General features: G+C 61.5%; 20 protein-coding genes and 2 tRNA genes. 11 read left to right on the top strand and 11 right to left on the bottom strand.

The features are described from left to right. Window positions 1-35 precede the first annotated feature (35 nt). Both ACWHVV_RS06235 and ACWHVV_RS06230 read left to right on the top strand, forming a co-directional pair. Window positions 36-109, top strand: a tRNA-Cys gene (locus ACWHVV_RS06235). 48 nt (window positions 110-157) lie between these two features. Further along, a tRNA-Leu gene (locus ACWHVV_RS06230) sits at window positions 158-244 on the top strand. A gap of 127 nt (window positions 245-371) precedes the next feature. Here ACWHVV_RS06230 and ACWHVV_RS06225 read toward each other — a convergent pair. Beyond that, window positions 372-770, bottom strand: a complete 399-nt coding sequence (locus ACWHVV_RS06225; RefSeq protein WP_447928567.1) for a hypothetical protein — start codon at window positions 768-770, stop codon at window positions 372-374. Next, the gene (locus tag ACWHVV_RS06220; protein ID WP_447528293.1) at window positions 730-1,023 is read right to left on the bottom strand and encodes an FAD assembly factor SdhE; all 294 of its coding nucleotides are present in this window, start codon (window positions 1,021-1,023) and stop codon (window positions 730-732) included. The genes ACWHVV_RS06225 and ACWHVV_RS06220 overlap by 41 nt, the downstream gene beginning before the upstream one ends. A gap of 205 nt (window positions 1,024-1,228) precedes the next feature. Between ACWHVV_RS06220 and ACWHVV_RS06215 the strand changes: the two genes are divergently transcribed. The 3 genes from ACWHVV_RS06215 to lapB all read left to right on the top strand — a co-directional run bounded on the left by ACWHVV_RS06215 (window position 1,229) and on the right by lapB (window position 3,139). Continuing rightward, the gene (locus ACWHVV_RS06215) at window positions 1,229-1,525 is read left to right on the top strand and encodes an integration host factor subunit beta (RefSeq protein WP_447928566.1); all 297 of its coding nucleotides are present in this window, start codon (window positions 1,229-1,231) and stop codon (window positions 1,523-1,525) included. Window positions 1,526-1,633: 108 nt separating this feature from the next. Continuing rightward, entirely contained in the window at window positions 1,634-1,939 is a 306-nt protein-coding gene (locus tag ACWHVV_RS06210) for a lipopolysaccharide assembly protein LapA domain-containing protein (protein WP_447528291.1), read from the top strand. Further along, window positions 1,940-3,139 (top strand): lipopolysaccharide assembly protein LapB, encoded by a 1,200-nt coding sequence (gene lapB / locus ACWHVV_RS06205; RefSeq protein WP_447928565.1) that lies wholly within the window; start codon window positions 1,940-1,942, stop codon window positions 3,137-3,139. A 12-nt stretch (window positions 3,140-3,151) separates the two neighbouring features. Here the strand turns inward: lapB and pyrF are convergent, their stop codons facing one another. Further along, on the bottom strand, window positions 3,152-3,847 hold the full coding sequence (gene pyrF, locus ACWHVV_RS06200; RefSeq protein ID WP_447928564.1) for an orotidine-5'-phosphate decarboxylase: 696 nt from the start codon (window positions 3,845-3,847) through the stop codon (window positions 3,152-3,154). Window positions 3,848-4,069: 222 nt separating this feature from the next. On the opposite strand from pyrF, the gene ACWHVV_RS06195 reads away from it, so the two are divergent. Continuing rightward, window positions 4,070-4,348 carry a ComEA family DNA-binding protein gene (locus ACWHVV_RS06195; protein WP_447928563.1) on the top strand — a complete coding sequence of 93 codons (279 nt, stop codon included), beginning with the start codon at window positions 4,070-4,072 and terminating at the stop codon, window positions 4,346-4,348. 81 nt (window positions 4,349-4,429) lie between these two features. Here the strand turns inward: ACWHVV_RS06195 and prpF are convergent, their stop codons facing one another. From prpF to ACWHVV_RS06170, 5 genes are all read right to left on the bottom strand, one after another. Then, window positions 4,430-5,605 carry a 2-methylaconitate cis-trans isomerase PrpF gene (prpF, locus tag ACWHVV_RS06190; RefSeq protein WP_447928562.1) on the bottom strand — a complete coding sequence of 392 codons (1,176 nt, stop codon included), beginning with the start codon at window positions 5,603-5,605 and terminating at the stop codon, window positions 4,430-4,432. Between the two features lie 65 nt (window positions 5,606-5,670). Further along, window positions 5,671-8,307 (bottom strand): Fe/S-dependent 2-methylisocitrate dehydratase AcnD, encoded by a 2,637-nt coding sequence (gene acnD, locus ACWHVV_RS06185; protein ID WP_447928561.1) that lies wholly within the window; start codon window positions 8,305-8,307, stop codon window positions 5,671-5,673. A gap of 9 nt (window positions 8,308-8,316) precedes the next feature. Further along, on the bottom strand, window positions 8,317-9,444 hold the full coding sequence (prpC, locus tag ACWHVV_RS06180) for a bifunctional 2-methylcitrate synthase/citrate synthase (protein WP_447928560.1): 1,128 nt from the start codon (window positions 9,442-9,444) through the stop codon (window positions 8,317-8,319). A 77-nt stretch (window positions 9,445-9,521) separates the two neighbouring features. Next, a complete protein-coding gene (prpB, locus tag ACWHVV_RS06175) occupies window positions 9,522-10,424 on the bottom strand; it encodes a methylisocitrate lyase (RefSeq protein ID WP_447928559.1) in 903 nt (300 codons plus the stop codon). Window positions 10,425-10,467: 43 nt separating this feature from the next. Then, window positions 10,468-11,193 (bottom strand): GntR family transcriptional regulator, encoded by a 726-nt coding sequence (locus tag ACWHVV_RS06170; RefSeq protein WP_447928558.1) that lies wholly within the window; start codon window positions 11,191-11,193, stop codon window positions 10,468-10,470. A 252-nt stretch (window positions 11,194-11,445) separates the two neighbouring features. Here ACWHVV_RS06170 and pabB point away from each other — a divergent pair, with 252 nt between their 5' ends. Together pabB and ACWHVV_RS06160 are read left to right on the top strand one after the other, a co-directional pair. Beyond that, window positions 11,446-12,804, top strand: coding sequence for an aminodeoxychorismate synthase component I (pabB, locus tag ACWHVV_RS06165; protein WP_447928557.1), 1,359 nt, complete (start codon window positions 11,446-11,448; stop codon window positions 12,802-12,804). A gap of 115 nt (window positions 12,805-12,919) precedes the next feature. Continuing rightward, a complete protein-coding gene (locus tag ACWHVV_RS06160) occupies window positions 12,920-13,555 on the top strand; it encodes a phosphoadenosine phosphosulfate reductase domain-containing protein (protein ID WP_447928556.1) in 636 nt (211 codons plus the stop codon). A 60-nt stretch (window positions 13,556-13,615) separates the two neighbouring features. Here ACWHVV_RS06160 and cysB read toward each other — a convergent pair whose 3' ends face one another. Next, window positions 13,616-14,590, bottom strand: a complete 975-nt coding sequence (cysB, locus tag ACWHVV_RS06155; protein ID WP_447928555.1) for an HTH-type transcriptional regulator CysB — start codon at window positions 14,588-14,590, stop codon at window positions 13,616-13,618. A gap of 336 nt (window positions 14,591-14,926) precedes the next feature. Here cysB and trxA point away from each other — a divergent pair, with 336 nt between their 5' ends. After that, entirely contained in the window at window positions 14,927-15,250 is a 324-nt protein-coding gene (gene trxA / locus ACWHVV_RS06150) for a thioredoxin (RefSeq protein ID WP_447528279.1), read from the top strand. A gap of 86 nt (window positions 15,251-15,336) precedes the next feature. Here the strand turns inward: trxA and ACWHVV_RS06145 are convergent, their stop codons facing one another. After that, window positions 15,337-16,500, bottom strand: coding sequence for an AI-2E family transporter (locus ACWHVV_RS06145; protein ID WP_447928554.1), 1,164 nt, complete (start codon window positions 16,498-16,500; stop codon window positions 15,337-15,339). A 245-nt stretch (window positions 16,501-16,745) separates the two neighbouring features. Here ACWHVV_RS06145 and ACWHVV_RS06140 point away from each other — a divergent pair, with 245 nt between their 5' ends. After that, complete coding sequence (locus ACWHVV_RS06140) at window positions 16,746-17,582, top strand: SIMPL domain-containing protein (RefSeq protein WP_447928553.1); 837 nt, start codon at window positions 16,746-16,748, stop codon at window positions 17,580-17,582. Here ACWHVV_RS06140 and serS read toward each other — a convergent pair. Further along, on the bottom strand, window positions 17,527-18,804 hold the full coding sequence (gene serS / locus ACWHVV_RS06135; protein ID WP_447928552.1) for a serine--tRNA ligase: 1,278 nt from the start codon (window positions 18,802-18,804) through the stop codon (window positions 17,527-17,529). The genes ACWHVV_RS06140 and serS overlap by 56 nt on opposite strands. Window positions 18,805-19,082: 278 nt before the next feature. Between serS and ydiJ the strand changes: the two genes are divergently transcribed. Then, the gene (ydiJ, locus tag ACWHVV_RS06130; protein ID WP_447928551.1) at window positions 19,083-22,190 is read left to right on the top strand and encodes a D-2-hydroxyglutarate dehydrogenase YdiJ; all 3,108 of its coding nucleotides are present in this window, start codon (window positions 19,083-19,085) and stop codon (window positions 22,188-22,190) included. Window positions 22,191-22,247 lie beyond the last annotated feature (57 nt).

Raw genomic sequence — 22,247 nt, 5'->3', positions numbered from 1 at the left:
CCGATCGAATCTCTTTACCGCTCCATCGACTCCAAGGCTGGATGGCAGAGTGGTTATGCAGCGGACTGCAACTCCGTGTACGCCGGTTCGATTCCGACTCCAGCCTCCATATCCCATGACAGTGTCGCGATATCCTCCATCGTAGACGCTGTTATACGCCCGGATGGCGAAATCGGTAGACGCAAGAGACTTAAAATCTCTCGGGGGCAACCCCGTGCCGGTTCAAGTCCGGCTCCGGGCACCACCTTTTCTCTCGTTTTCCCGATACGCTCACGGCCACTTTGCCGGGCTTCTTTGTGTATCACTCCCCCTCGTAACGCTTTAGACCCTATCGCCAGGCGCTTTGTGCTGCGCTACTTTTGCCTCACGCTTTAACGGCCCGGGCGATGCAGTAGCCGCCGCAGCGCCCGATGGTTTTCGCCCCGCAGACTATCCGGCCAGAGCCAGAGCCGCTCCCCTCCCACCTCCAGCCCCAAAAGCCATGGCCCCAGGTAGTGGCAGCGAAGCGGCTGCTGGTCGTCGAGATCGCCACTGGCGAGCACCCAGCGCGCGTAGAGCGCATCGTCAAGCGGCTGGATGTAAAGCGTACCCGCCGGCTGGCGGCGGGCATTATGGGCGATCAAAAAAAGCACGACCGGCAAAGCGCAAAGCACCCAAAGCGGCGAAGCGAAAGCGAGGCTTACGCCTAAAAGCCCCGCCGCCAGCGCCGAATGAATCAGGGCCGGGTAGTTAGAGCGTGCGATAGGCACTGTTATCGGTGGTTTCGGCATGCTCGACGATCATTTGAACCAGGCGGCGAAGGTCAGGGTCGGCTGGCCACTCGCGATGCATCAGCCAAACGAACAGGTCCTGATCCTCTTCTTCGATCAGGCGCTGGTAGGTCGACCGATCTTCTGCAGAGAGCGAGTCGAAGCGGTTTTCGAGGAAAGGAATAAGCAATAGATCCAGCTCCCACATGCCGCGGCGTGAATGCCAGTAAAGCCGTTTACGGAGAATGGCCTCCGGGGATGTATCGTCGCTCAACGTGGACCTCTACGAATTCGAAAGTGAAAAGTCAGTATACCTGAGCTGTAGGGTCGCGCCAGCGCCCCGCTTCGCCTATGCTGTTATTCGACCTAGTACCTTGTTTTATCTAAATTGTTTTATAACACAATGCGCAGTATGCTGAGATGGATGTTATTGAGGCCGTAAGCTTTTACGACCTTTAACGTTTGCAGGGAGCCAACCGATGACCAAATCTGAATTAATCGAACAAATCGCGATGCGTCAACCGGAGCTATCCGCCAAGGAAGTCGAAACGGCGGTTCGTATTATTTTGGATGACATGACCGACGCCCTCGCAAGCGGTGGGCGGGTCGAAATCCGCGGCTTTGGCAGCTTTTCGCTGCACTACCGCGAGCCGCGCATGGGCCGCAACCCCAAAACCGGCGACCCGGTGGACCTGGAGGGCAAGTATGTTCCCCACTTCAAACCCGGAAAAGAGCTTCGCGAGCAGGTGGATGCCAGCCGGGCACTGGGCTACTAAACGCGCCTACACGCACCGGCTAAAACGCTGAAACACTTCAGGGATGACGCCGTGGCCCGACTCATACACAATAGACCCACCATGCACGTCACAGATTAGGAAATTCTCATGCGTTGGATCAAAGGGCTTTTACTGGCCATTATTTTACTGGTGGTGCTGCTGGTCGGCATTTTGTTCGCCGTCAACAACCAGCAGACGATTGCCCTGAACCTGATCTGGACAGAGCTTCCGCCGGTATCGCTATCGGTATGGCTTCTTGCCACGCTCACCCTGGGCGTCATTCTGGGGATGCTGGCGATGCTGGGTGTTTACATCCGCTTGAAGGCGCGTTTGGCCCGCAGCGAGCGCCACAACAAGCAGCAGCAAAAAGAGCTCGATCGCCTGCGGACCCAGGAGTTCAAGGAAGTGGTGTAAATGCAGGATGTCGCGCTGCTTTGCACACTGCTTGCAGCCGTCGCTATCGGCTTTGGGCTGGGCGTGCGCTATCGCGCCAAACAAGGGCCAGCCCGCCCGGCAAATCGGTCGCCTGCGCTCTCCAAGGAGTATTTCGTCGGGCTCAACTATCTTCTCAACGAGCAGCCCGACGAGGCCATCAATACGTTCATCAATGCGCTGGACGTCAATAGCGAAACCGTCGAGACGCATATCGCCCTTGGTAAGCTCTTTCGCGCCCGGGGCGAGGCCGACAAGGCCGTCAGCATTCACCAGAACCTGCTCGCCCGCCCGGCGCTCTCCGTGTCCACCAACGAACACATTCAGCTCGAGCTCGCCCAGGATTTCCTCGCCCTGGGCGTTCACGACCGCGCCCAGCGGCTTTTAAAAACGCTGCTCGGCCAGACCTCCAACGACACCTACCGGCTAAGCGCCAAGCGCCTGTTGCTCGATCTGCTCGACCGCGAACGCGAATGGCAGCAGGCCCTGGATAACGTCCAGCCGATTCTCAAGCAGCAACCCGGTCTTCGCCGGGCGGCGGCCCACTGGCTTTGCGAACTCGCCGTCGAGGAGAAGGCACAGTCGAGCCGCCAGCTTGCGCGCAGACATTTGAAAAAAGCGCTGCAGATGGACGAGCACTGCGTACGGGCCACGCTTTTGTACGCTGAGCTCGACATGGAAAATGGTCACTATCATCGCGCGATCGACTGGCTCGACCGAATCCCGGCGCAGGACGTGGACCACATTCCGACCATGCTATCGGCGCTCAAGCACGCTTTCGAGCGCTCGGATAACCCCCAGGGCTTTGAAAGCTACCTCTATAAGCTTCTGGGCCAGGCGCCCTACACCAGTGTGATCATTGCGCTGGGCGAACTCGTCCACCACCGCGATGGTGTGGACAGCGCCATCGAACGTACCGGCGAGTGGCTACGCGAAGCGCCAAGCCTGGGGGGGCTCGACTACCTGATCGACCTGTACCTGCAAAGCGAACGGCTAAGCGGCAAGACCAAGCCGGACACGCGGCTTTTACTGCTAAAGCACCACACCGGCGCCCTGCTGGAGGGCCGCCCGCGCCACCGCTGTCGCCACTGCGGCCTCACCAGCGAAAACCTGGTGTGGCAATGCCCTAGCTGCCGGCGCTGGGGCACCATCAAGCCGATCACCGGCATCGAAGGCGAATAGCAGGCCCGAGAGCTAGCTGATTTCCGCCTCTATCTCGTCGAGCGCGTCCATCGGTGACTCGGCTTGCGTGACCGGACGCCCTACCACCAAGTGGGTGCTGCCCGCCTCGAGCGCCTCACGAGGCGTCATGATGCGCTGCTGATCGTTGGCCGCGGCAAAGCGCGGGCGAATACCCGGCGTGACCTTCAAATACGCGTCGCCACAGGCCTTTTTGATCGCCTTGGCTTCGTGGGCCGAACAGACCACCCCGGCCAGACCACTCTTCTGAGCCAGCCCCGCCAGGCGCATTACCTGCTCGTCGAGCCCCCCCATTACGCCAATATCCAAGAGCTCATCGCTTTGCATGCTGGTGAGTACGGTCACGGCAATCAGGTGGGTTTCGAGGCCGTTCGCTTTCAGGCGATCCGCCGCCGCCCGCATCATCGACTGGCCGCCGCTGGCGTGGACGTTGACCATCCACACGCCCTGTTCGGCGGCGGCCTGCACCGCCGCGGCTACGGTGTTGGGAATATCGTGAAACTTGAGATCGAGAAAGACCTCGAAGCCGCGGCCGTGCAGCGCCTCGAGCACCGCGGGGCCGCTACGGGTAAAAAGCTCTTTACCCACCTTGACCCGGCAGCGGGCAGGGTCGAGCTGGTCCGCCATGCAAAGGGCCTGGTCAAGCGAAGGGTAGTCGAGAGCGATAATAAGGGGAGAATCGGTTGCCACGGGCGCGCTCCTTGTTTGAACCGCACCAGTATATCAGCCTTGGGACGCGCTTTTTGTAAGCGATTTCAACAGACCTTCAAGGGAAAATCCTACACACAGCGTCATACATGGATGACAGCGGCGTCCGCTTCCAACCACTAAGTTAATTAAGACCAAAGCGACCTTAGAGGTCGTCTCTGGCAAAACACGCACACGATTCAAACACCATTAGAGGGGCTCATTATGCAGCGGATACTAAAAGGGTTAGTGGCGGCGGCCGCACTCGGCTTGAGCTTGAGCGGCGGCGCGTTTGCCCAATCGGTGGCGCCGATCAACGTCAACACGGCCGATGAGGAGCTACTGGCCGAGCTTCCTGGGGTGGGGCCCAGTCGTGCGGTGGCGATCATCGAGGAGCGCGACGCCAATGGCAGTTTCGAAAACGCTGACGATTTAACCCGTGTCAGCGGCATTGGCGAGGCCACCGTCAGCTCGATGGAAGATCAGATCGTCTTCGAAGAGTGACACCTGAAAGAGCGTAACGCCTGAAAAAAAGCCCGCCGCCCTGCCCGGTGATCAGGGCGGCGACTTTGACGGCGCCGGCACTTAAAAATCCCCCGGCACGAAGACCGTCCCTTTCATCAACACCCGTGCGCTGCGACTCATCAGGGCCTGGTCGATCTGCCAGCGGCCCTCGACGAGACTTGCCTTGGCACCCACGTGCAGCACACCGGACGGGTGACCAAAGGTGACCGCCTCGATTTCGCCACCCCCGGCGGCTATATTGACCAGCGTTCCTTCGATGGCCGCCGCCGAGGCAATCGCCACCGCCGCGGTGCCCATCATGGCGTGATGAAGCTTGCCCATGGAAAGCGCACGCACGACCAGGTCGATCTCCTCGGCGCTGACCTCCTTGCCGCTCGAGGCGCTGTAGCGCACCGCCGGAGCGACGAAGGCGACCTTGGGCGTGTGCTGGCGTGCCCCCGCCTGCTCGACCGTGCTCGCAAGCCCCATTTTTACCGCCCCGTGGGTGCGGATGGCTTCGAACAGGACAAGCGCGGCGGGGTCACCATTGATCGCCTCCTGAAGCTCGACGCCGGTATAACCCACCTCGTCGGCATTGACGAATATGGTCGGGATCCCCGCATTGATCATGGTCGCTTTTAGCGTACCAACGCCCGGCACTTCCAGGTCATCGACCACATTGCCCGTCGGGAAGATCGCGCCTTCGCCGTCGGCGGGGTCGACGAAAGCGATTGGAATCTCGGCGGCGGGAAAGGTCACGCCGTCGAGCTCGAAGTCGCCGGTTTCCTGCACCTGGCCCTGGGTGATGGGCACCTTCGCGATGATCGTCTTGGCGATGTTCGCCTGCCAGATGCGTACCTCGGCCACGCCGTTATCCGGGATTTTTGAAGCCTCGACCAGGCCTGCGCGAATCGCGAAGGGGCCCACCGCGGCGGAAAGGTTGCCACAGTTACCGCTCCAGTCCACGAACGGCCGGTCGATGGAGACCTGACCGAACAGGTAATCCACGTCGTGCTCCGGTGATTCGCTTTTGGAGAGAATTACCGCCTTGCTGGTGCTCGACGTCGCCCCGCCCATACCATCGATCTGCTTCTCGAAAGGGTCCGGGCTTCCCATCAGGCGAAGCAGAAGCGCATCGCGCACGGCGCCAGGGGTTTGCGCCGCTTGGGGAAGATCATTGAGCGTGAAAAACACACCCTTGCTGGTACCGCCACGCATGTAGGTGGCGGGAATCTCGATTTGCGGGCTCGTCGCCATGGCTTGGCTCCTGAAACGCCCGGGCTTGCCGGGCGTGAGTGAAGGGATGGGCAAAATACTGCGCGCTAGGCCGGGGTGGCCTCCAGAAAGTCCTGGGCGAAACGCTGCAGCACGCCGCCGGCGGCGTAGATGGTGACCTCTTCGGCGGTGTCGAGCCGGCAGATCACCGGTACGCGCTCGGTAGCGCCAGCGCGATGGATCACCAGCGTCAAGGTAGCGCCGGGGGTGGCCTCGCCCTCCACGTCATACATCTCGGTGCCGTCCAGCGCCAGGGTCTTGCGCGTGGTGCCGGGCTCGAACTGCAGCGGCATCACGCCCATGCCCACCAGGTTGGTGCGGTGAATGCGCTCGAAGCCCTCGGCGACGATGGCTTCCACACCGGCAAGGGCCACGCCCTTGGCCGCCCAGTCTCTTGATGAGCCCTGGCCGTAGTCGTTGCCGGCGATGATGATCAAGGGCTGCTTGCGCGCCATGTAGGCTTCGATCGCCTCCCACATGCGCACCACTTTGCCCTCGGGCTCGAGGCGCGCAAGTGAGCCCTGCCGCACGTGGCCCTGGTCATCGAGGGCCATCTCGTTGTAGAGCTTGGGGTTGGCGAAGGTCGCCCGCTGGGCGGTCAGATGATCGCCGCGGTGGGTGGCGTAGGAGTTGAAGTCCTCCTCCGGCAGGCCCATGTGCAGCAGGTATTCGCCGGCGGCGCTGTCCGGCAAAATGGCGTTCGACGGCGACAGGTGGTCGGTGGTGATGTTGTCCGGCAGGATCGCCAGCGGGCGCAGGCCCTTGAGCGCCCGCGCCCGGGCCATGTTCCCCTCCCAGTAGGGCGGGCGGCGAATGTAGGTGCTTTGCGGGCGCCACTCGTAGAGGGGCGAGACGAGCGCTTTTTCACTCTTGTCCAGATCGAACATCGGGATGTAGGTCTGGCGAAACTGCTCGGGCTTGACCGCGGACGCCACGATGGCGTCGATCTCGCTGTCCTCCGGCCAGATATCCTTGAGCGTCACCGGGTGGCCCTCGTCGTCGACGCCGAGCACGTCCTTTTCGATATCGAAGCGAATGGTCCCGGCGATGGCGTAGGCGACCACCAGCGGCGGCGAGGCCAGAAACGCCTGCTTGGCGTGGGGGTGGATACGCCCGTCGAAGTTACGGTTGCCCGAGAGCACCGCCGTGGCGTACAAATCCCGCTCGACGATCTCTTGTTGAATCTTCGGGTCTAGTGATCCGGACATGCCATTACAGGTCGTGCAGGCGTAGCCCACCACACCAAAGCCCAGCGTCTCGAGCTCGTCCATCAGCCCGGCGTCGTCCAGGTACATCTTCACGGTTTTCGAGCCCGGCGCCAGCGAGGACTTCACCCAGGGCTTGCGCAGTAGCCCCAGCCGGTTGGCGTTACGCGCAATCAGCCCCGCCGCGACCATATTGCGCGGGTTGGAGGTATTGGTGCAGCTGGTGATCGCGGCGATGATCACCGCGCCATCCGGCATTCTACCGGCGAGCTCGTCTTCCTGAGTCGCCTTGTAGCCCACCGCGATACCGCGGCTTGCAAGCTCGGAGGTCGGCAGGTGCGCGTGGGGGTTCGACGGCCCGGCCAGGGTACGCGCCACGCTGGATAAATCGAAGGTCAGTACGCGTTCGTACTCGGCGGTTTTTAGATCATCCGCCCAGAGCCCGGTGTGTTTAGCGTAGGTTTCGACCAGCGCGACCTGCTCATCGTCGCGTCCGGTGAGTTTCAGATAATCGATGGTTTGACCGTCGATGTAGAACATGGCGGCACTGGCGCCGTATTCCGGGGTCATGTTGGAGATCGTCGCCCGGTCGCCGACGCTGAGCGCATCCGCCCCCTCCCCGTAAAACTCGAGATACGCTCCCACCACCCGCGCCTGGCGCAGAAACTCGGTAATCGCCAGCACCATGTCGGTGCCGGTAATGCCCGGGCCGAGTTTGCCCGTTAGCTCGACGCCGACGATATCTGGCAGGCGCATCATCGAGGCGCGCCCCAGCATCACGCTTTCCGCTTCGAGCCCGCCCACGCCGACCGAGATCACCCCGAGGGCGTCGACCATCGGTGTGTGGCTATCGGTGCCCACGCAGGTATCCGGGAAGGCGACGCGCGCGCCGGTGTCGTCCGGGCGGCACTGCACCACCGGCGACATCTTTTCCAGATTGATCTGGTGCATGATGCCGTTGCCCGGCGGGATCACGTCGACGTTCTCGAAGGCGAGCTTGGTCCAGTTGATGAAGTGAAAGCGGTCGTCGTTACGCCGGTCTTCGATGGCGCGGTTCTTGCCAAAGGCCTGGTCGTCGTCGCCGTTGTGCTCCACCGCCAGCGAGTGATCGACGATCAACTGGGTGGGCACCACCGGGTTCACCTGGGCCGGGTCGCCGCCGCGCTCGGCAATGGCATCCCTGAGGCCTGCCAGGTCGACCAGTGCGGTTTGGCCCAGAATGTCGTGGCACACCACCCGCGCCGGGTACCAGGGAAAGTCGAGATCCCGGCGGCGCTCGATGAGCTGGTTGAGTGCATCCGTTAAAAGCCCCGGCTCGCAGCGGCGCACCAGCTGCTCGGCGAGCACCCGCGAGGTAAACGGCAGCCCCGCGTAGGCGCCGGGCTTGATCGCCTCCACCGCCTCATGGGCGTCGAAAAAGTCCACCGGCTCGCCTTCCATCGAGGCGCCGGGCAAGGTTTTACGGTACTCGGTATTCATCACTGCCTCCTACTCGCGCTCTTCGATCGGCACCCACTCGCTCTTCTCCGGGCCGGTATAGTCGGCGCTGGGCCGGATGATGCGATTATTGGCGCGCTGCTCGAACACGTGGGCCGCCCAGCCGGTCAGCCTGGACATCACGAAAATCGGGGTGAAGAGCTTGGTGGGAATATCCATGAAGTGATAGGCGCTGGCGTGGAAGAAATCCGCGTTGCAGAAAAGCTTCTTCTCCCGCCACATCACCTCTTCACAGCGCTCGGAGACTTTGTAGAGCCTGGTATCGCCGACGTCCTCGGCAAGCTTTTTCGACCACTGCTTGATGATGTCGTTGCGCGGATCCGACTCGCGGTAGATGGCGTGGCCAAAGCCCATGACCTTCTCCTTGCGCTCGAGCTTGCCGAGCATTTCGCGCTCGGCTTCCTCGGGAGATGCCCAGTCCTGGATCATCGCCATGGCCGCCTCGTTGGCCCCGCCGTGAAGTGGGCCTCTCAATGAGCCGATCGCCCCGGTCACGCAGGAGTGCATGTCCGAAAGGGTCGAGGCGCAGACCCGGGCGGTAAAGGTCGAGGCGTTGAACTCGTGCTCGGCGTAGAGAATCAAGGAGACGTTCATGACCCGGGCATGGAGCTCGGAGGCGGGCGCGCCGCGCAGCATATTCAAGAAGTGCCCGCCCACCGAGCTATCGTCGGTTTCGGTGTCGATGCGCACGCCGTCGTGGCTGAAGCGGTACCAGTAGCAGATGATCGAGGGCAGCACCGCTAAAAGCCGGTCGGCAACGTCCTGCTGCTCGTCGAAGCTCTCCTCGGTCTCCAGATTACCCAGCATCGAGGTGCCGGTGCGCATGACGTCCATCGGGTGGGCGTCTTTAGGGATCTCCTCGAGCACCGTTTTGAGCGCCTCGGGCAAGCCCCGCATGCTTTTCAACTGCTCGATGTAGAGATCGAGCTCGGACTGATTGGGCAGCTTGCCTTTCAGTAACAGGTAGGCGACCTCTTCGAATCGGGCCTTCTCGGCCAGCTCCTTGATGTCGAAGCCCCGATAGGTAAGTCCCGAACCGGTTTTGCCCACGGTACAAAGCGCGGTGCTGCCCGCGCTTTGGCCACGAAGTCCCGCGCCTGCCAGCGTCTTGTCAGCCATGGTGTGTCTCCTTTTTTTCGAACTTGTTGTTTTCAAACTCGTTGTTTTCGAGTCTTTTTTATAGTGCGGCGGCGCTCTCAGCGCTCGCCCTGCTCATCGAAGAGCGCATTGAGCTTCTGCTCGAAATCGTGGTAGTTCAAAAAGTCGTAAAGCTCGTCCCGGGTCTGCATGGTATCCACCACCGCTTTCTGGTGACCGTTTTCCAGAATGCTTTGGTAGACGTTGAGCGCCGCGGCGTTCATGGCACGAAACGCGGAAAGCGGGTAAAGCACCATCGCGCACCCCACCTCGCCAAGCTCAGCTTGAGTAAACAGGGGCGTGGCGCCGAACTCGGTGATATTAGCCAGAATCGGCGCGTCCACGCGCTGACAAAACGCGCGGTAGTCGTCCAGGGTGTGCACGGCCTCGGCAAAGATGGCGTCCGCGCCGGCCTCGATACAGGCATTGGCCCGCTCGATGGCGGCGTCCAGGCCCTCTTTCTGAAAGGCGTCGGTGCGCGCAATCAGGTAAAAGTCCGGGTCCAGCCGGGCGTCCGCCGCCGCCTTGATGCGATCGACCATCTCGCCCTGGGAGACGATCGCCTTGTTGGGCCGGTGACCGCAGCGCTTTTGGGCGATCTGATCCTCGATGTGTACCGCGGCCACCCCGGCGCGCTGCATCTCCTTGACCGTACGCGCAATATTGAACGCCCCACCCCAGCCGGTATCGATATCCACCAGAAGCGGTAAATCCGTGGCGCCGCAGATGCGGTGAGCGTCTTCGACCACGTCGTTCATGGTGGTCATGCCCAGATCCGGCAGCCCGAAAGAGGCGTTCGCGACGCCGCCGCCGGAGAGATAGATTGCCTGATGCCCCACGCGCTCGGCCATCAGGGCGGTATAGGCGTTGATGGTGCCCAGAATGGGCAGCGGTGTTTGACGCTCGAGGGCATGCTTGAAGCGTGCGCCGGGGGTGAGCGTTTTGGATGCGTGAGTCGGCATGGGGGCTCCTTTAAATCGGTATTGTTAGGGGCAGCGTCCAGCGCTAAGGGGTTTCCAGGATAGCGGCGTAGCGGTCGGCGACGTTTTCCCGCGATGCGCTGACGTGGCGGCGCATCAGAAGCTCGGCAAGCTCGGCATCGCCTGCTTCGATGGCATCGACGATACGGTGGTGCTCCACGAAGGCGCGTTGGGGCCTGGCGCCGCTGGCGCTGAACTGGGTGCGGTAGAGGCGCACCAGGTAGTAAAGGTCGTCGCACAAGAGATTCATGAGCATCTTGTTGTGGCTGCCCTGGACGATGCGGTAGTGGAAATCCAGATCGCCCTCGCGCTGGTAGTACGCTTCACCGCGCTTTAAATCCGCCTGGCCTTCGTGCACCGCCAGCACATCGCGTAGCCCCTGAATCTCCTCGGCGCCCATGTGCTCGGCGGCCAGCCGCGCCGCCATGCTCTCCAATGCCTCGCGCACGTCGAAAAGCTCCAGAAGCTCCTTCATGGAAAGCTTGACCACCCGCGCGCCCACGTGGGGCACCCGCTCGATCAGGCGGTGGCTCTCCAGGCGCCGCATCGCCTCGCGTAGCGGCCCGCGGGAGATACCGTAGGTCTTGGAAAGCCCGGGCTCGGTAATCTTGCTACCCGGGGCCAGCTCACCGCGCACGATGGCGCTTTGCAACTGGTGAAACACCCGCTCGGCCAGGGTGCGCACTTCCGGCGTGGCCGGGTCGAGGAGGTGCTCGGCGCGCGTTTGGACGGCATTGGTTATTACGGTCATGGCTAATTGTCGACAATAAAGAGTATGAAGGCACTTTAGCCCGCGCCTTCTTGAGCGTCAACCGCACCTTTTGGCGCCTTTTATCGCACCAGGGCTATAACCGGGTTCATCTCTGCCGACGAATGTCTACAATCCATTAAACGCGCCTTGGCGTGTCGCGTATTAAAAGCGTGGAAAGGGAAGTCACGCGTTGCTTCCCTCAGCGGCGCGCGCTCACTAGAATGATCGGCCCAACCGGCAAGGCATTGATTCATGAGCACGGCGCTTACCCTAACCGCTCTCCCCTACGCGCAGGATCCACTGGCACTTTTCGCGCGCCTAAAAGAGCGCCCCGGCGCGATGCTGCTGGATAGCGGCCGCCCCAAGGCCACCAGCGGCCGCTTCGATATTCTGGTCAGCGACCCTATCGCCACCCTCGAAGTGGACTCGAGCGGCGCCTTGCAGCTCGAATCCGCCACGCTCACGCCGCCGGCTGCGCTGAGCGACGACCCTTTCGCGCTGAAAGAGTGGCTTTTAGCCCAGCTGCCCGCGCCCGCGATGCAAACCGACTTACCCTTTTTGGGCGGGCTGGCCGGCTACTGGAGTTACGAGTTCGGCCGCGCCCTGCAGGGCATACCCAGCCGCCACCCGAGCGCCACGACGCTGCCCGCCGCGCGCGTAGGCCTTTATGATTGGTGCATCACCCTGGATCACGAGGAAGAAAAAGCGTGGCTGGTGGCGAACGAGGCGCGCCGCGGCGCCGTGCTTGCGTGGCTGGATGCCGCGCCGACGCCAGTAGCGGACTTCAAGCTCACCGGCGCGTTCGAAGCCGAGCTCGACCAGAGCGCCTACACCCGCCGCTTCGAGGCGGTGCAGCGCTACATTCAGGCCGGCGACTGCTATCAAATCAACCTGGCCCAGCGGCTACGCGCACCTTTCGAAGGCGATGCCTGGCAGGCCTACCTTCGCCTGCGCAGCGCGACCCCGACCCCGTTTGCGGCTTACATGGCCTGGGGCGGCAAGGCCGTGCTCTCGCTTTCACCGGAGCGTTTTATCAAGGTGTGCGACGGCGAGGTCGAAACCCGCCCGATCAAGGGCACCCGGCCCCGCGGCAAAAACCCGGCCGAGGACGCCGCCCTGGCCGAGGCGCTTTTGAAAAGCGTGAAGGACCGCGCCGAGAACGTGATGATCGTGGATCTTTTGCGCAACGATCTCGGGCGGGTGTGCCGCCCGGGCAGCATCCACGTACCCCAGCTCTGCTCGCTGGAGAGCTACCCTAACGTACACCACCTGGTCAGCGTCATTCAGGGCACGCTGGGGGCGAGCCACTCCCCGCTTTCACTGTTGGCGGCGGCTTTTCCCGGCGGCTCGATCACCGGCGCGCCCAAGTTTCGCGCGATGGAAATCATCGACGAACTCGAGCCCTGCCAGCGCAGCGTTTACTGCGGGAGTCTGGGCTACATCGATGTACGCGGGAATATGGATACCTCGATCGCTATCCGCACCATGGTGGCGGATCAAGGCGCGCTTCACGTGTGGGGCGGCGGCGGTTTGGTAGCGGACTCCGAGGCTCTGGAGGAGTACACCGAAACCCTCGACAAGATTTGTCACTTGATCGCTTCGTTGGAATAAGCCCGCTGGTTTTTAAAGCCAAAAGCAATATAAAAGCCAAACAAAACGGTATTGGGGCGTCAGCGGTGCTGTTTGGTAGCCTAGGCTGCAAATTTCTGGCCAAGCGGGAGGCCTTATGTCGTCAAAGATTGAAACCCTGACGTTGGATGCCATCAATCGTGATTATGCCAACGACCCTCAAACCCTCATCGAGTGGGCGTTCGGCCAAGGCGTGCAGCCTATTTGCACCACCAACTTTCGCCCTTTCGAAGCGGTGATTCTGCACATGGTGACCCGGGTTCGCCCGGATATCCCGATCGTCTGGATGGACAGCGGCTACAACACCCCGGCGACCTACCAGTGCGCCGACGAAATCATCAAGAAGCTGGATCTCAATGTCGTCAGCTTTTTGCCCAAACGTACCCGCGCCCATCGCGAGGCGCTCGAAGGCGAATTGCCGGGCATCGACGACCCGCGCCACGACACCTTTACCCAGGAAGTGAAAATCGAGCCCTTCGAGCGGGCGCTAAGCGAGATGCGCCCGGACGTGTGGTTCACCGCACTGCGCGCCGAGGACACCCCGGAGCGCGCCAAAATGCAGCCCTTGAGCCGCAATAGCGACGGCCTTTTGAAGGTCGCGCCACTGCTTCACTGGAGCGCCAAGGACATGTACACCTACCTGCAAAGGTTCGACTTGCCCAATAACTTCGACTACTTCGACCCCACCAAGGTAGAAGAGAAGCGCGAGTGCGGGCTTCACCTGCAGCACTAACCTGCCCTTTGACGCCGCTACCTGGCGCTCTGCGCCGCTGATGACAGCGGCGCAGAGCCGTCAATATTCGGGTAGCTCGATACTTTCGAACAACGCCTGCTCGTTGCGCGGGCCCACCAGCAGTGCTTCGTCGACTCGCTCGCGGGTGAGGTGCGGGGCAAAGCGGGCCAAAAAATCGTACATGTAGCCGCGCATGAAGGTACCACGGCGAATGCCGATCTTGGTCGTCGAGCTTGCAAACAGGTGGCTTGCATCCAGCACGACCATGTCGCTGTCCAGCGCTTCGTCGAAGGCCATGTGCGCTACGATCCCCACGCCCATCCCCAGCCGCACGTAGGTCTTGATCACGTCGGCATCGGCGGCGGTGAGCACCACGTTGGGCGTCAGACCATGCGCCTTGAAGGCGTCGTCGAGCTGGGAGCGCCCGGTAAAGCCGAACACGTAGGTGACGATGGGATGCTCGGCCAGCGCCTCGAGGGTCAAAGGGTCTTCCAAGGAGGCCAGCGGGTGCTCTTTGGGCACCAGCACGCAGCGGTTCCAGCGATAACAGGGCAGCAAAACCAGATCGGTAAAAAGCTCCAACGACTCGGTGGCAATGGCGAAATCGGCCTGGCCTTCGCTCACCATCTGCGCGATTTGCTTGGGGGTGCCCTGCTGCATGTGCAGCGCCACTTCCGGATACTTTTGAGTAAAGGCGCTAATCACCGGCGGCAGCGCGTAGCGCGCCTGGGTGTGGGTCGTTGCGATCGCAAGACTTCCGCGGCGCTCGTCGCTGTGCTCCTGGGCGACCTGTTTGATGTTTTCGGTCAGCTTCAAAACCTGCCCGGCAAGCTCGATGATCGACTCCCCGGCCGGCGTTACCCGGGTCAAGTGTTTGCCGCTGCGCGCGAATATCTCGACCCCCAGCTCGTCTTCCAAAAGACGAATCTGCTTGGAGATGCCCGGCTGAGACGTAAAAAGGCTTTGGGCCGTGGCCGATACGTTGAGATTGTGCCGGTTCACTTCCCATATATAGCGAAGTTGCTGTAGCTTCATATCCTTACCTTTCGTCTCGAGGAGGCCATCTGCCGCGCCCCAATCCTCAATTTATTGCACACGCAAACCGGAGCAAGCTAAAGCAAAACGCCGGGTGCATAAATGCGAATAAAAAATTGATCCATAATTCACTTATAGTATAAGAAATGGAAAAGCGAGGCACCCACTAATTTTAAAGGGGTTTGTGATCGATCCGCGGCGCAAATTTGCCAGGCCCGGTTACGAGCGCTACCATCGGGCCACCTGGCGCGATGAATATGCGCTATTATATGGCGTGATAGCCGTTGCTCATTGAAGGCAACGAAATCGTAAGAGCAACGTAATCGGGAGATGTAAATGGCTACTAATGTGGATGTCACCAACGCTAATTTCGAGCAGGAAGTCCTTAACGCCGAACAGCCGGTGCTGCTGAAATTCTGGGCCCCCTGGTGCGGCCCGTGTAAAGTCATGGCGCCGGTGGTAGACGAAGTGGCCGAAGAGCGTGGTGAAGGCTTGAAAGTGGTCAGCGTCAACGTCGATGACGCGCCGGAAATTGCCGCCGAACAGGGCGTGCGCGGCGTGCCGACGGTCATGCTGTTCAAATCCGGCGCCAAGGTTGCTTCGCTGGTCGGCGCGCAGTCCAAATCACAGCTGACGCAGTTTATCGACCAAAACGCCTAAACTTGGCTTTTTGCGCATCGATGATAAAAGGCTACCTAACGGTAGCCTTTTTCTTTGCTCGCTCCTCTGACGTTAGCCCACGCCGCTCAGGAAGGTTTGCTTTCTTCGGTCTCGGCGGAGGTATCTTCGGACTCGGCGGAGGTTTCTTCGCGCTCGACCGGCGGCGTTCGTGCATCTCCCCCTTTATTGGCGCTTCTTCTTAGCTGGCGCCTGCCCGGGCCGAGCAAGTGCGCCATCCAGCGCGTTTGCGGGTGGCTATCCAGGGCTATCTTGAGCGTCATGGTGAGCACCACCGAAAGCAACATGCCGGCGGGGCCGAAAACCCAGCCCCACACCACCAGCGATAAAAACGCCACGAACGTCGAAAGCCCCAGCGCCTGGCCCATTACCCGCGGTTCGATCAGATTCCCCAGCACGAAGTTGATGACAAGATAGGCGGAGGCGAGCAGCAGCGCCGACAGTACGCCGCCATCCTGATCGACCAGCAGCAACAATACCGGCGGCACCGCGGCAAGCGCCGAGCCAATATTGGGAATGAAGTTCAGCCCAAAGGCGAGCACCCCCCAGAGCAGCGGAAACTCCACCCCGATCATCAAACACGAAAGCCATACGAGCACCCCGGTCGCCAGGCTAATCACGGTTTTGACGGCCAGGTAGCGCTTGAGGGTCAGGCTGAACTCGCTAAAGCGCTTAAGACTCGGCGCCGGGTTTTCGAGCGCCCGCGCAACCTTGGAGCGAAAGTTGAGCGTCTCGAAAAGCATGAAGACGACCAGCAGCGAGATGATACTGCCCTGCATGACGATCGCGCCCACTTCGCTGACCAGCATGGCCACCCAGGAGCCCTCGTCGTCCATCGCGAAGGCATCGCTCAGCTGATCCGGGTCGACGGCAAAGCCCTTGGCCGCGAGACTATTGAGCAGGTTCCAGTAGTGCTCGTAAAGGCGCGCTTCGATATCCGGCAGCGCCTCGACGAAGGTGCTGAAACTATTGACCACCAAAACGCCGATCAACAGTAGAAAGGCCACGAGCACCAGGATCGTGATGAACGCCGCCATGCGCATACTCACGCCGTGGCGATGCAGCCAATGCACCGGCGAGGTACACACGACGGCGATGAAGATCGCCAAAAGTAGCGGCACCAGCAGGTCTGCGCCCAGCTTCATCCCCGCGACGATCACGACCAGCGCCGCGATGGCCATCGTGGCATTCAGGGGAATACTGCGATAATCCTTATCCGACAACTTCTGCATGGCTCAATCCTTGACATTTTATCACTACATAATGGCTGCTGATCCCGCATTGCACAAACGTGCACATAATAAGCAACTGTTTTACGACTACTCTTAAGCAGTGAACTTATTGTTAAAGCGATCTTCCAAACGGTGTCCTTGCACACGTTGCGCCGACAAAGCGCGTAGAAGACCGCCCACCCGGTGCGTTCATCAGCCATTTCCCTTGGCTACTTCCATCCAGCGTTTTAAACAGGAACCGTTCAATGACTTTAAACCCTTACGCCCGCTCGCTGATGAAGATTCGCTACCAACTGCTGGGCGCCGCCGCCGTTACGGCGCTGCTGTGTGCCCCCAGCGCCATGGCCGTCCAGCCTGTCCAGCCTGCGCCTGGGCTCAGCGTTCAGGCCCAATCCTTTGTGGAGGTGGAGCCCGACAAGGCGGCGCTCTCCGCGCGTCTTTGGGAAAACACGCCGGCGGTCTCGTCTCTGGAAGACAGCGACAGCGGCGCACTTAGAGACGCCCGTCAGCGCCTTGAAGAGCGCGCAAGCCAACTGATCGAGGCCATGGAAGAAGCAGGCCTGGATAAGCGCGCCATTAGCGCAGGCTCTTTGAACGTCTACCAGGAACAGATGAGCCAGCCCCAAAGCGACAGCGGCGAGGCGCCGATGATGCGCACCCGTATCGAGCGCCCTTTCAACGTCGAACTCGATGACCTCGACCAGCTCAACGACGTACTGGAGGCGCTAATGGAGGCCGGCGTGAATGCTCTCGACGGCGTTCAATTCGACCTTCAGGACCGCGACGCCGCCACCGACGAAGCGCTGGTGAGCGCGTTGGAAAAAGCCCAGCGCAAAGCCGAGCTGATGGCCCAGACGCTGGGAACCGAGCTTGGCGAGGTGCAGCATATTGCCGAAACCCAGTCCCCGGTATTTCAGCCACGCATGATGGCCATGCAGGCGGATAGTCGGTCAAACGAGGAAAGTAGCGCCGACTACCGCCCGGGTATCATTCGCATCGACGCCGGCGTAAGCGTCGAATGGGCGCTTACAGGGCAAGACGCTCCAGACCGCCCAGATACGCACGCAACGGCTCAGGAATAACCACCGAGCCATCCGCCTGCTGGTGATTCTCCATGACCGCCAGCAGGCAGCGCCCCACTGCCAATCCCGAACCGTTCAGGGTATGCAGCAGCTGGGGCTTTTTCGTATCCGGCTTTCTGAAACGCGCCTGCATACGCCGCGCCTGGAAATCCTCGCAATTGGAGACCGAAGAGATCTCGCGGAACGTCTCCTGGCTTGGCAGCCAGACTTCCAGGTCATAGGTTTTCGCCGCACTAACGCTCATATCCCCGGTACACAGCGTTACCACCCGGTACGGTAACTCGAGGGCCTGCAAAATCGCCTCGGCGTGGCCGCGCATTTCATCGAGGGCTTCGTAGCTCGTGTCGGGGTCGACGATCTGGACCATTTCGACCTTGTCGAACTGATGCTGGCGGATCATGCCCCGGGTATCGCGCCCGTGGGAGCCCGCTTCACTACGAAAGCACGGCGTGTGGGCGGTTAGCTTCATGGGAAGCACGGCCTGGTCGACGATCTCGTCGCGCACGAAGTTGGTCAACGGCACTTCCGAGGTCGGAATCAGGTGATATTCACGCTCGTCGTCGAGCTTGAACAAATCCTCGCCGAATTTCGGCAGTTGCCCGGTTCCCATGAGGGAATCGCGGTTGACCATGTAGGGCACGTAGCACTCTTCGTAGCCGTGCTCGAGAGTCTGGGTGTCCAGCATGAACTGCGCCAGCGCCCGGTGCAGGCGCGCGATGGGGCCGCGCATGACCGCAAAGCGCGCGCCGGTCAGTTTCGATGCCAGGTCAAAGTCGAGATAGCCGGACTTCTTGCCCAGATCGACATGATCGAGCACTTCGAAATCGAACGTACGCGGCGTGCCCCAGCGGTGAAGCTCGACGTTGTCGTCTTCGTTTTTACCTTCCGGGACGCTTTCGTGGGGCACGTTGGGAATACCGCTGATCGCGTCGTCCCACTGCGCCTGTACGTTGGCAAGTTCCTGTTTGGCATTTTCCAGCCGCTCGCCGAGATCACTCACCTCGTCCAGCAGCGGCTGGATGTCCTCACCGCTGGCCTTCGCCTTACCGATCGCCTTGGAGCGGGTATTACGCTCGTTTTGCAACTGCTCGGTCTGGGTCTGCAGCTCGCGGCGGCGCGATTCCAGCGCCTGAAGCCCCTCTTTATCCAGTTGAAAACCCCGGCGGGCCAGCTTTTGCGCCAGCGCATCCAGATCTCCGCGCAGCAGTTTCGGATCGAGCATGAGGACTCCTTGGCAACAATCAAATAAACACGGCGAAAAGCGCCGGTGACAAAGGCACCTATTGTAGGCAAAAGCGCCTCGGGGGGCTATGGGCAAAGCGGGTGGCAGGTAGCGACGTACCTGGATTCGTGACGTTCGTAGCCCACCTGACCCAGCCCCAGTCCTCAGCCCCTATTCCCACCCCCTATTCGCATCGGGGTAGAAGATGCAGTGACGCCCTGGCTGCGGTAAAGTAGAGCGCCTCTTTTACCCGCCCCGCAGTGACGGTTTGACCCACTATGATTGCATCGCTCGATTCGCGAAAGACGCCGCTTGCCAAACCCGCCGCGCCCTACCTTCGCTTTCTGGAAGCGCTACGCGCCCGGGGCTTCGAAGGCGAGATAACTCCGGACTACGCCAACCGCACGGTGCTGGCCACGGACAACTCGATCTATCAGCGCCTGCCCCAGGCCGCGGTGTACCCCAGGCACGCCGAGGATCTGGAGCGCCTGACCAAGCTCGCGTTCGAGATGCCCTACCGGGATATCGCCCTGACCCCGCGCGGCGGCGGCACCGGTACCAACGGCCAATCGCTGACCGATGGGCTGGTGGTGGATGTCTCGCGCCATATGAATCGCATTCTCGATATCGACCTGGAGAACCGCCAGGTGCGGGTTCAAGCCGGCGTCGTGAAAGATCAGCTCAACGCGGCGCTGAAGCCTCATGGGCTCTTCTTCGCGCCGGAGCTTTCGACCTCCAACCGGGCCACCCTGGGCGGTATGATCGCCACCGATGCCAGCGGCCAGGGTAGCTGCGTCTACGGCAAAACCCGCGACCATGTGCTGGAGCTCGATACCGTATTGCTGGGCGGCGCGCACTTACATAGCCAGCCGCTAAGCGCCGACGACGAGGCAAACGCCCTACAAGACCCCGGCGTGCTGGGGCGCGTTCACCGCGCCGCTGTCGAGATCATCGACGGGCAGCGCGAACTGATCGACGCCACCTTCCCGCCGCTCAACCGCTGCCTGACCGGCTATGACCTGGCCCACCTGCGCGATGCCCGGGGCCAGCTCAACCTGAATAGCCTCCTCTGCGGCGGCGAAGGCTCGCTTGGCTTCGTGAGCGAAGCGGTGCTCAACGTGCTACCGATCCCCCCGCACACCACCCTGGTCAACGTACGCTACCCAGGTTTCATGGAGGCATTGCGCGACGCCAAGGCGTTGATGGCAAGTACCGCTCGCCCCACCTCGATCGAGACCATCGACGACACGGTGCTAAAGCTTGCCATGGAGGATTTCGTTTGGGACAGCGTGGCCGAGTTCTTCCCCGAAAGCGATACTCCGGTTGGCGGCATCAACCTGATCGAGTTCAGCGACGACGATGAAACGCGCCTTAAAGAGCGCGTAGCGACGTTTTGCGAGCACCTGGCCGGTGACGCGACGGTTACCCGCCTGGGCTACACTCAGGCGCTGGGCCGCGCGCAGACCGCCACGGTGTACGGCATGCGCAAGCGCTCGGTGGGGCTACTCGGTAACGTCCAGGGCGAGAAGCGCCCGCTGCCTTTTGTCGAGGACACCGCGGTGCCGCCGGAGCACCTGGCGGATTATATCGGCGAGTTTCGCGCGCTTTTGGACGCCCACGGCCTCGACTACGGCATGTTCGGCCACGTGGACGCCGGCGTGCTGCACGTACGCCCGGCGCTGGACATGAAAGACCCGGCCCAACAAGCGCTGATTCGCGAGCTTTCCGATGAGGTCGCCGCGCTGACCCAAAAGTACGGCGGGCTTTTCTGGGGCGAACACGGCAAGGGAATGCGCTCGGAGTACTCGCCCAAATTCTTCGGCGAGCTCTACCCTAGCCTGCAAAAGATCAAGGCCGCTTTCGATCCGCACAACCAGCTCAACCCGGGCAAGATCGCCACGCCCTTGAAAGAGAGCGCACTGATCGCCGTCGACCGCGACCCGGATCTTTTAGCCATCGACGGCGTGGCGCTTCGCGGCGAGCTCGATCGCACCATCGACGAGCGTGCCTGGCAGGCGTATGACGCCGCGGTGTACTGCAACGGCAACGGCGCCTGCTACAACTACGATGTCGATGACCCGATGTGCCCCTCCTGGAAGGCGACCCGCGACCGGATTCACTCGCCCAAGGGCCGGGCGAGCCTGGTACGCGAGTGGCTGCGCCTGCAGTCCCGGGCCGGTATCGACGTGGTCGAAGAGTCGCGCAAGAAAAAAGCCGAGGGGCGCCTGGGCTTTATCAAAAGCCTGCCCAAACGTGTTGCCAACACGTTCAGCCGCGAGCAGCACCATGATTTCTCCCACCAGGTGTACGACGCCATGGCCGGGTGCCTGGCGTGCAAGTCCTGCGCCGGGCAGTGCCCGGTGAAGGTCAACGTGCCGCAGTTTCGCTCGCAGTTTCTCGAGGTCTACCACGGCCGCTACCTGCGCCCGGTGCGCGACTACGTGATCGGCGCCACCGAGTTCACCCTGCCCTGGCTTGCCAAAATGGCGCCGCTTTATAACGCGGTGATCGAAAAGCGCTGGATGGAGCGCTTTATGCGCCGCACCATCGGCATGAGTGACACCCCGACGCTTTCGCGGGCCAGCGTGAAAAAGCAGCTACGCGCCTGGGGGGTGGCCAAAGCAACGCCGACCGCCCTGGCACTATTGACCGAACGCCAGCGGGCGAAAAGCGTCATCCTGGTTCAGGATGCCTTCACGACCCACATGGAAGCGGACCTGGTGCTGGACGTGGTGGAGCTTCTGGCTCGGCTGGAGTTTCGCGTGTTCGTGCTGCCGTTTAGCGCCAACGGTAAACCCCTGCAGGTACAGGGGTTTTTGGGCGCCTTCGAGCGCACTGCCGAGAAACAGGCCAAACGTCTGCGCGCCCTTGCGGAGTTCGACATTCCCTTCGTCGGCATCGACCCGGCGATGACGCTGACCTACCGCCAGGAGTACGTCAAAGCTCTCGGCCCGGACGCCGTGCCCCAGGTATTGATGCTTCAGGAGTGGCTCGCCACCCAAACCCATACCCTGGCCCCCTTCAAGGCCGCGATGAAGGACCCGGGCTTCAAGCTTCTTTCCCACTGCACCGAAAAGACCAACGCCCCGGGCAGCCCCAAAGCCTGGCAGCAGGTATTCGCCGCCTTTGGGTTAAAGCTCGATTTGATGGCGACGGGCTGCTGCGGAATGTCCGGCACCTACGGCCACGAAACCCGCAACGTCGAAATATCCAAGACCATCTACGCCCAGTCCTGGCAGCCCCAGGTCGAGGCCGAAGAGAACACGGGCAGGCTTTTGGCGACGGGCTACTCGTGTCGCAGCCAGGTCAAGCGCTATTCCAACCAAGCGCTTGAGCACCCGCTGCAGGCACTTTTAAACTGCCTGAAAAGCGCCGGGCCGGCTTGATGAGCGACGCCAGGTCCTCGATACGTGCAGGGTACGGAGCGAGGGTCTTTCGCCAAG

This window comes from Vreelandella sp. EE27, assembly GCF_968206495.1.
Note: the sequence above shows the minus strand (reverse complement) of the source record. Positions and strands in the feature narration are given on the sequence as shown.